Here is an 8,654-nt window from a genome sequence, read left to right as displayed (position 1 = left end):
GTTGCACGATCTCGCCCGCTGAAAAAGCGCAGCATACATCAGTATGTGAGCATTTTTTAGTGGGTGAGATCGTGCAAGATGCACCAAATATGCCCGTTCAAGTGAGGGGCATGAAAAACTGATCCAGATCTGCTTCCGTCAAAGTCAACGTCTTCGACGCATCCGAAGACAAAATTCCATCGACCAATAATCGTTTTCTCTCCTGCATTCCCAAGATCGCTTCTTCTACAGTACCCGAAGTTATTAGTTTATAAACAAAAACCGGATTTTCCTGACCTATCCTGTGCGTTCTATCCGTTGCCTGATCTTCAACGGCAGGATTCCACCAGGGATCGTAATGAATTACGGTATCCGCCCGTGTCAAATTAAGCCCAGTTCCACCGGCTTTTAGACTGATTAAAAATATTGGTATGGTGCCTTTTTGAAATTGATCAACCAAAGCCTGTCTGTTTTGGGTTTGTCCCGTTAATTTCAAATAATCGTATTGTCTTTCGTTTAATTGCTCTTCGATTAATTGCAACATTGAGGTGAATTGAGAGAAAACCAATACTCGCCGCCCCTCTTCAACCAAACTATCCAACAGCTCCATCAAGGTCTCTAATTTACTGGAAGTACCATGAGCAATCGCGGCTTCTGGCAGAGATAACAATCGAGGATCGCAGCAGACTTGGCGCAATTTTAATAGTGCATCCAACAATAAGATATGGCTCTTGCCTAAACCCTGTTTGGCAATTGCGTCTCTGACTTTCTTCTCCATGCTCATACGAATTGCTTCATATAGATCTCGTTGTGGCCCCACGATTTCTATAGTTCGTGTTATTTCAGTTTTAGGCGGTAACTCACTAGCTACCTGGTTTTTCGTTCGCCTTAACATGAAGGGTTTAACCCTTCTGGCTAGCAACTCCCTTCGCTCTATATCTGCGTGTTTTTCTATAGGGGTTCTAAACCAAAGCCTGAATTGTTTTGCATCACCCAGCAAACCGGGCATCAGAAAATGGAATAAAGACCACAGTTCACCTAAATGATTTTCCAAAGGTGTTCCTGTAAGACACAATCGATGCTTTGCGTTTAATTGTTGAATAATCTGAGTGGTTTTAGTGCGTGCATTTTTAATAAACTGCGCCTCATCCAAAATCAGATAATAGAACTGATAATTAATGAATTTATCTTTATCTCGTTGGATTAAACCATAAGTCGAGATGACTAAATCATAGTCACCAAAATGATCCAGATGCCTGTCACTTCCATGATAGGCAACAACAGACAACTCAGGGGTAAATCGTTGGGCTTCTGCCAACCAATTTCCAACAAGGCTGGTAGGAGCAACGATTAAGGTTGCCTGAGTCAATCGTCCTTGTTCTTTTTCATAGAGCAAATGAGCTAAGGTCTGAACTGTCTTACCCAAACCCATATCATCCGCCAAAACCCCACTGAATTTACTGACCCGTAAAAACTGCAACCAGTTTAATCCATATTGTTGATAATCTCTTAAACTGGCCTGCAGTCCTGAGGGTTTTGGAATGTCGGGTAAATCAGTCAATGTAATTAACTGACTCAGTTCTTTTCGTAATGACTCGGCTCCTTGCCAACGTGATTTCGCTGCGGCTAGTGCTAGTTCGGCTTCCTGCATTAATATAAACTGGTACTTATTGATTTGTAATTGATGCTGTTCGTCTATTTGACGCAATCCAAATTGAAACAACAAACGAATCAGGGGCTTAATACGACCCATTTGTAATTGCAAAACCCGCCCATCTTCCAGAGGTAGATTAACAAGCTGTTCATCAGGCAAACCATCCAGATCATTCCCGCTGTATCGTTGGATTAACTCTGCCACCAAAGGCACGATGCTGACCGGCCTGCCTTCTACTAAAATACCCAATTGGTAGGAAAAGAAATCGGTAGTGCTTTCCTGAATATCGGAATACCACTCCACATCTTCTGCGGTGACTATTTCCTGGTATAACGCGCTTTTAAACTCAACCCGCCAACCCCGATTTTTTAAATAAGGCAATGAGCTGGCATAAAGCGATTCAAGATCGGCAGGCGCCGTCACGTGTTCAAGCACGAAATACTCATGCTCAGCACAATTCCAATTGAGTTCCTCCCATTTATGGGCTGGTCTTAATTCAATTGATTGCTGTAATTCCTCCAGTTTCAGTTGCTCAAAATCCTTGTCCCGCTTATATTCAATCAACACACCATCTTGCTGATGCATTACATTAAGGCAAGATTCAGCATAAGGTATAATCAAACCATTATAGTCAAAGGAGACCTTTGCGATGAATACCGCATTAATGTCTTCATCACGTTCATAAAACCAGGATGATTCGCTTTCAAACTCATTAATTGTATCCAGGGTCAATACAGGTGTTGGCTGGATTTCTTTCACTTCACGGCTATGAAATACGTGTGGTGTAGGAAACTCCGGGCATGTTTTTTCCATTTTTCTAGCTAACAGCTCCGCCTGCTCTATCGGAATAGGCGGTGCTTCCAATAAATGACGTAATTGCTTTACAGGATAAGGGGTCACCAGACGCCCCATCACGGATCTGAAATAATCAAAATACCAACTTTCATCCAGCAGTAAAGGTTCTATACATACACCATCATGCATTAATTGTAATCGCTGATTTCCATTAGCAGCCAGTACCCACTCACAGGTTCCTGTAACTGTTTCGCCCAACTCAATGGGCAGGTCTTCATTTTCAACAAAAAAGGCACGTCCTGTAGCAATAATTTTTTCCAATAATTCGGTATTACGTATTGTTAACTGATCAAACCAACCGGACGCACCACATTTGAACAATAATTGTGCGACGATGTCATCGTCTTGATCAATAAAGTGCTGTTTTTTAGATTCCGGTAAGCTATTAAAAACAATCTTCTTCCCATAACCGCCGCGCTTTAAAATTTTAGCCAAGGCCAGTCTGATGGAAACTTTATGCTCATAACCTGAAAGTTTTACTGAAATTAAATAATTTAAATGATGGGTTGCTTCGTGCTTTTTAACTGCGGTCTCTTCTTGAGCGCGTAGATTTTTCAGCCAAACATCCAGTTTTTTATCCAATTTGCCAGCAGTTTGCGACTGAAGATTCATTTTTTCCCTGTCTCTTAATGCAAAAAGACAGGCGGCAGCATGTTTGCAATTACTCTGATAGGGACATGAGCAACGGGCAGGCTTGCCTGGCCATGTTTTCAAATCCATGTGAATATCGTAAATCTGGCTGGTACTGCCTTTAACTCGTCCTTTTAACAATCCATCACTCAAGCGAATATTAAGTACCTGGCCATTTTGGAAGTACTCTAATCCCCGGAGCAGTATCTTCGATTCAAAAGCTTCAGGCATTTTTGATATTGCTTCATTTAGCATAAAATAGGTTTATCCAGGCAAAAGGATCTATTGTATTCAATTTTGCTTCAAAATGACAATTGACTTAAAAAGATCAACTCCTCTTCGATGCTCTTTTATTAGGGGCTGTTGACATTTTATTATATTCAAGCCTACTTTGTCACATTGCAGTAGACTCAACTCCTGGAGTTGGTTCAACCTTTACGCTCAACATACCCCTGACGATACCCGTCCAAATTCCACACCACCAAAACGAAAAGACACCAAGAGCGAATCAATCAATACCCACCTCTTTTGATGCTGAAGTTCCTGAACCAATACAAATGGATAATTCAAAAAATTTAAATGAGAACACCCCGGTCATCTTACTCGTAGAAGATAATGCCATTGTGCTCAAAATGGCAGAAAATGCGCTAAAACAGGCCCATTGTACTTTTCAGTCAGCTACGACGGGTAAAAAAGCACTGAAACTTTTTAAGACCCAATCCTTTGATCTGGTATTAACCGATATTGGTCTGCCTGATTTTTCCGGAACAACTCTAGCAAAACTCTGCCGTAAATATGAAAAAAAAGCAGGAAAAAATCCCGTGCCTATTATTAGTTTAACAGCCCATTCCATAGTCGATGCTGAACCAGAGGGTTTAAAAGCGGGGATTAACAAAATGCTGACCAAACCCATAAGACAGGATATGCTCGCTGCTTTATTAAACAAGTATGTACCAGACCATAAAAATGACACAGCATCCAAAACAATCAACTATGCTTCATTTAACCAACTCCTTAATTTTGAGCAACATCCTTTGCTGGATATAAACAACGCATTGGAACATGTAGAAACGAAAGACACTCTTGCCGAGCTATTAAAAATGCTGCTGACTCAAACCGAACAGGATCTCCATGAAATGGATCTAGCCTGGAAAAAACAAAATTTTACTCAGGTACAAAAAATCGCCCATAAAATGAAAAGCAGCGCCCTATATTTCGGAACCATCCGTATGCGTTACGCCTGTGAAGCATTGGAACATTATTTCAAAGATAAAAAAGCAGGAATTCCCCAAAAACTTTATGAAGAGTTTATTATCATCAATAAACAAACAATGGAAGCGATAGAAAACTGGCTACGATAAACATCCTCTTTTACTCGAGTACCTTAATAAAAAGGCTTGAAGCTGACTTAAATATCTCCTAAATCAGAATGTTTACAAATTAACCTTTTTATATTATTACACTATTTTTTATATTTGTAGAAGGCAAACATCCTATGACTGATCCCAGAGAGCGCCAGATTGCCAGTGGAGTCAACTATGAGCAAAGCACGCATGATGTGGTTGTATCCAATGCAGCGGCATCGCTCGCCATTCGTCTTGCACGTAAATACCTCTTTCATAGCAGCGGTGCAAGCTCTTCGACGTCTTCTACATCTACCTCATCGCAATCATCACCCATGTCTCTAAGCGCAGAAGGACATGCTTCAGCGCAAGCGCGTATGAAGCACATCATGAGGCGATATAATAGCCGTAAAAAATCAATTTTGCTCACCGAAACAACCCAAAGCTGGCTAGCAACAACCCTAAGCCCTCGCTCTCTGAATCCGGAGTTAGATCGGGTAACACTTACACGTGTAGAGGGTGGTTTGGAAATTTCTGAGGAATGGTACATGCCATTGCCGGAAGTCTATACCATAGTACTTTCCGCTTTAATCGATACCGATGAGCAAGTCTGGCCTGTGCCAGCTGGAAGTAATGCCAGAAAACAGCGAGGACAGCGTCTTCAGGAATTCGATCGCATCAATAATGCCCTGGCTACCGCATACCCACCCATCTGCGCCACCGGGATTCGCCATACCTGGCTTATGGCACTCAATGGCTACGAAGGCAAACGCCTGCCGCTGAATGCGGTTGATCTGTTATTCCGAGGGCTTTTTGATTTCATGACTCATAATGTACTTGGCGAACAGATGGGAATTACTCTTCCGGAAGGGCGAGACCCACTGGGAGAGGAACGCCAAAAATTCAACACGCAGTTCCAGTCACTGTTTTTGCCGTGGGTATTCGAAGGCATGCCAGAACAGGTTAAAGAGGCAATAGCAGCCGCTGGTGGTTCTGAAGGCGCCCGGATCTTGGTGCTTTCACGCTTTCACGAAATTGAGACACTGCCTGACCAAGACATGATGAAAAAAATTGCGGATTATTGCTCTATGGAAGGGCTGGAAACCATTCCTTGCAATTTCACGCCGCTTATTGCTGCGCTAGACCATCCAACATTAAAAAATGCCGCGTTAAACATAGACACTAATCCAGTTAAAGGAGTTGAACAAATCGCCAGTGACATGGTCAACTGGCTCCGAGGCCCGGATTTCTTGCCCGAGGCCCTGAATGAGGCAGAGACGAATTCTACCGATGCGTTTGCAAAGGTTTATCTGCTGATCCGCCTTCTGGACGCTCTTCATCAGTATCAGACCCACCACAGACTTCTGAACATAGTCGATACTCCCGCAGAAGACCATCATGCCTGGGCCGAGTCTATAGATTTTCTGGCCAAATGCATCGCAAACCAACCCCCTTCCCTGCACGATCTTCTTTCTAACCTCAGCCTGATTGATCGCAATCTGAAGGCATTTGAGCGCAGATTGGGGATTTGGAAAAATTCTGCCTTTCACGATTTTATTAACAACTACTTTGCCAACTGGTTTGCCACAACTGGAGATGCAGAGATAATGGTGCGTGCGAATCTGTTCACCAGGCTTTTTGAGCTTTTTTTGCGGGAAAATACCGAAACACAGAACACCATGCCTGCAATTCGCGTCAGTGATCGGATGCTTTTGACGTGGACAAACCAAATGAGTGAAGATGGGGTACTCGATATAACGCCTTACCAGATAAACCGTATCCTGCTCCATGCACTTTGCTATTCACAGGAAACCTGGTCAGAAACATTTAGTATGAATCTTCGCATCCTTCTGCACTTCCTTCGCAATCGATTCAATGAAGCGCAGGACTTAGGTGCGCTAGCGTTGGCGCATGCCTCCTATCCGGATAAGCTCCTTGACTATGTCGAACATATTGCTAACGGAGTGGTACCAGAAACCATACCACCAATATTCACGCCAGGGAATATTTCCCCGGTCACCAGCCTTGATGTCGCAAAATTCCTTGCGGTATCCAACGACGTACCACAAACCATAATTCAAGCGGTCATACAGCATCCTGATTTCAATCCTCTCGCATCGAATCGCTGGGGGTTAACGCCTATTTACCTTGCGGCAGTTCAGGGTCACATCCCTCTTGCCGCTGCCCTTCTCGCAAAGAGTGCGAACTACTTCGTAAGATTTTTACAGTATTTTCCTCTCGGAGCGGCACTGCTTAACGGTCATGAATCATTTTTACAATGGTTCCTCAGCAACTTGCCCGATGACAAAAAAATAGAGGCTGTATTGGCCAAAGATGGATTTGGCAAAAGCCTGCTGCATCATGCAGCAAACAATCCAAAGTACCTCAGTTTTCTTCTGGCCTATATACCGAACGCGACAAAGTCAACTGCCGTAATGATGAACGATGAGCGCGACTTCTCTGTTCTGTTCTACGCGGCAAATAACCCGCTATCACTAAAACTTCTTCTTGACTGTCTGACAGAGGATGAAAAGTCATTAGCCTTGATGCAGATGAATTGCTTCGGCGAAACCGTGTTGTACGAAGCAGTAGACTCTACAGAATCTTTGGGGCTCCTTTTGTCTTGCCTGCCGGAAGGAAAAAAGGCAGCAGCCGTGATGACAAAGAACCCCAAAAACGGCACATTGCTGCACCAAGTGGTAATGAATCCGAACTCGCTGAATTTTATTCTGGACTACATACCAAAAGAAAGAAGAGCTAAGGCGGTGTTAACAAAAAACTGGAAAGGTCAAACAGTTCTGTACGCGGGGATCAAAAATCCCGAATCCCTAAAAATATTACTGAGCTGCCTACCGCAAGAATCGTTAACAGCAGCCGTGTTGGGGAAAAGCTATCGTCAAGTCACTCTGTTGCACAAGGCAACAAAGACACCGGAATCCCTGAAAATCCTTCTTAACTGCCTTCCAGGAGAAGAAAGGACAAATGCCCTGATGACAAAAAACACCAACAACGAAACCGTACTGCAATTGGGGGAAAAAAATCCAGAATCCAGGATGATCCTGCAGGCATATGTTGAAACAACTATAAGCAAAGTGGCTTCTTCTTCTCATTCGTTTTTTAGTCACAATCATTCATCACAGGCCACAAACTCAGAATTAGTAAATCCAGAGGACGAATTATCAAAAAAACAAGGCTTTAACGGTTAGAATCGATTTTAAATCTGAAGATCTTGCATAGGTCAATATATTTACACATAGATCGAATTGTATTATTATTGAACTATTATATTCTTAGTAAGGCAAATACCTTATGGCAGACCCTAGAGAACAGCAGATAGCCCTTGCTACAAGAAATAAACAAAGCACGCATGACGTGATTGTATCGAATGCAGCGGCATCGCTTGCCATTCGCCTGGCGCACAAATACCTTGTTCGTCACAATGGCGCAAGTTCTTCGACGGCCTCATCGTCTTCATCATCCTCATCGCCTTCTTCTTCCTCCTCAGCAACACCAATCATGTCCCTTAGTGCAGAAGGAAATGGTGCGGCACAAGCTCGTATGAGCAATATCAGAGAGCGATATGAAGGCCGCAAAAAAACGTCTCAACTCAAAGAAATAGCTAAATCCTGGCTGACTAAAACCCTCAGCGATCAAAGCCTCCATCCAGAACTTGACCGGGTCACGCTGACGCACACTAAAGACGGAACTGAAATTTCCGAGCAATGGTATCTGCCCCTGCCGGAGATCTATGCTATCGTACTTTCTGCTTTAATCGATACTGATGAACAGGTCTGGCCGGTGCCGCCAGGAAGTTCACCAAAACAAGAACGCGCCCTGCGTCTTCAAGAATTCGATCGCATCAACAATGCCCTGGCTACCGCATACCCACGCATCTGTAACACCGGGATTCGCCATGCCTGGCTTATGGCACTCAATGGCTATGAAGGCAAACGCCTGCCGCTGAATGCGGATGATCTGTTGTTTCGAGGGCTGTTTGATTTCATGACTCAGAAAGTGCTTGGCGAACAGATGGGAATTACCCTCCCCGAAGGGCGAGACCCACAGGGCGAGGAACGCCAACAATTCAACATGCAGTTCCAGTCGTTGTTTTTGCCATGGGTATTCGAGGGCATGCCCGAACACGTAAAAAACGCCATAGCGGCCGCCGGTGGTTCCGAAGGCGCGCAGAGCTT

At 43.7% G+C, this 8,654-nt stretch carries 4 protein-coding genes; 3 read left to right on the top strand and 1 reads right to left on the bottom strand.

The genetic code is table 11. The features are described from left to right. Positions 1–97: 97 nt before the first annotated feature. Positions 98–3,373 (bottom strand): DEAD/DEAH box helicase, encoded by a 3,276-nt coding sequence (locus tag G543_RS0113830; RefSeq protein WP_028385044.1) that lies wholly within the window; start codon positions 3,371–3,373, stop codon positions 98–100. A 302-nt stretch (positions 3,374–3,675) separates the two neighbouring features. Between G543_RS0113830 and G543_RS0113825 the strand changes: the two genes are divergently transcribed. From G543_RS0113825 to G543_RS18025, 3 genes are all read left to right on the top strand, one after another. Then, positions 3,676–4,479 (top strand): response regulator, encoded by an 804-nt coding sequence (locus tag G543_RS0113825; RefSeq protein ID WP_028385043.1) that lies wholly within the window; start codon positions 3,676–3,678, stop codon positions 4,477–4,479. 134 nt (positions 4,480–4,613) lie between these two features. Next, on the top strand, positions 4,614–7,667 hold the full coding sequence (locus G543_RS0113820) for an ankyrin repeat domain-containing protein (protein ID WP_028385042.1): 3,054 nt from the start codon (positions 4,614–4,616) through the stop codon (positions 7,665–7,667). A 103-nt stretch (positions 7,668–7,770) separates the two neighbouring features. After that, a partial coding sequence (locus tag G543_RS18025; protein WP_155824938.1) for a hypothetical protein occupies positions 7,771–8,654 on the top strand: 884 nt, incomplete at its 3' end.

The sequence above is a fragment of the Legionella moravica DSM 19234 genome, assembly GCF_000423305.1.
GTDB lineage: Bacteria > Pseudomonadota > Gammaproteobacteria > Legionellales > Legionellaceae > Legionella > Legionella moravica.
Note: the sequence above shows the minus strand (reverse complement) of the source record. Positions and strands in the feature narration are given on the sequence as shown.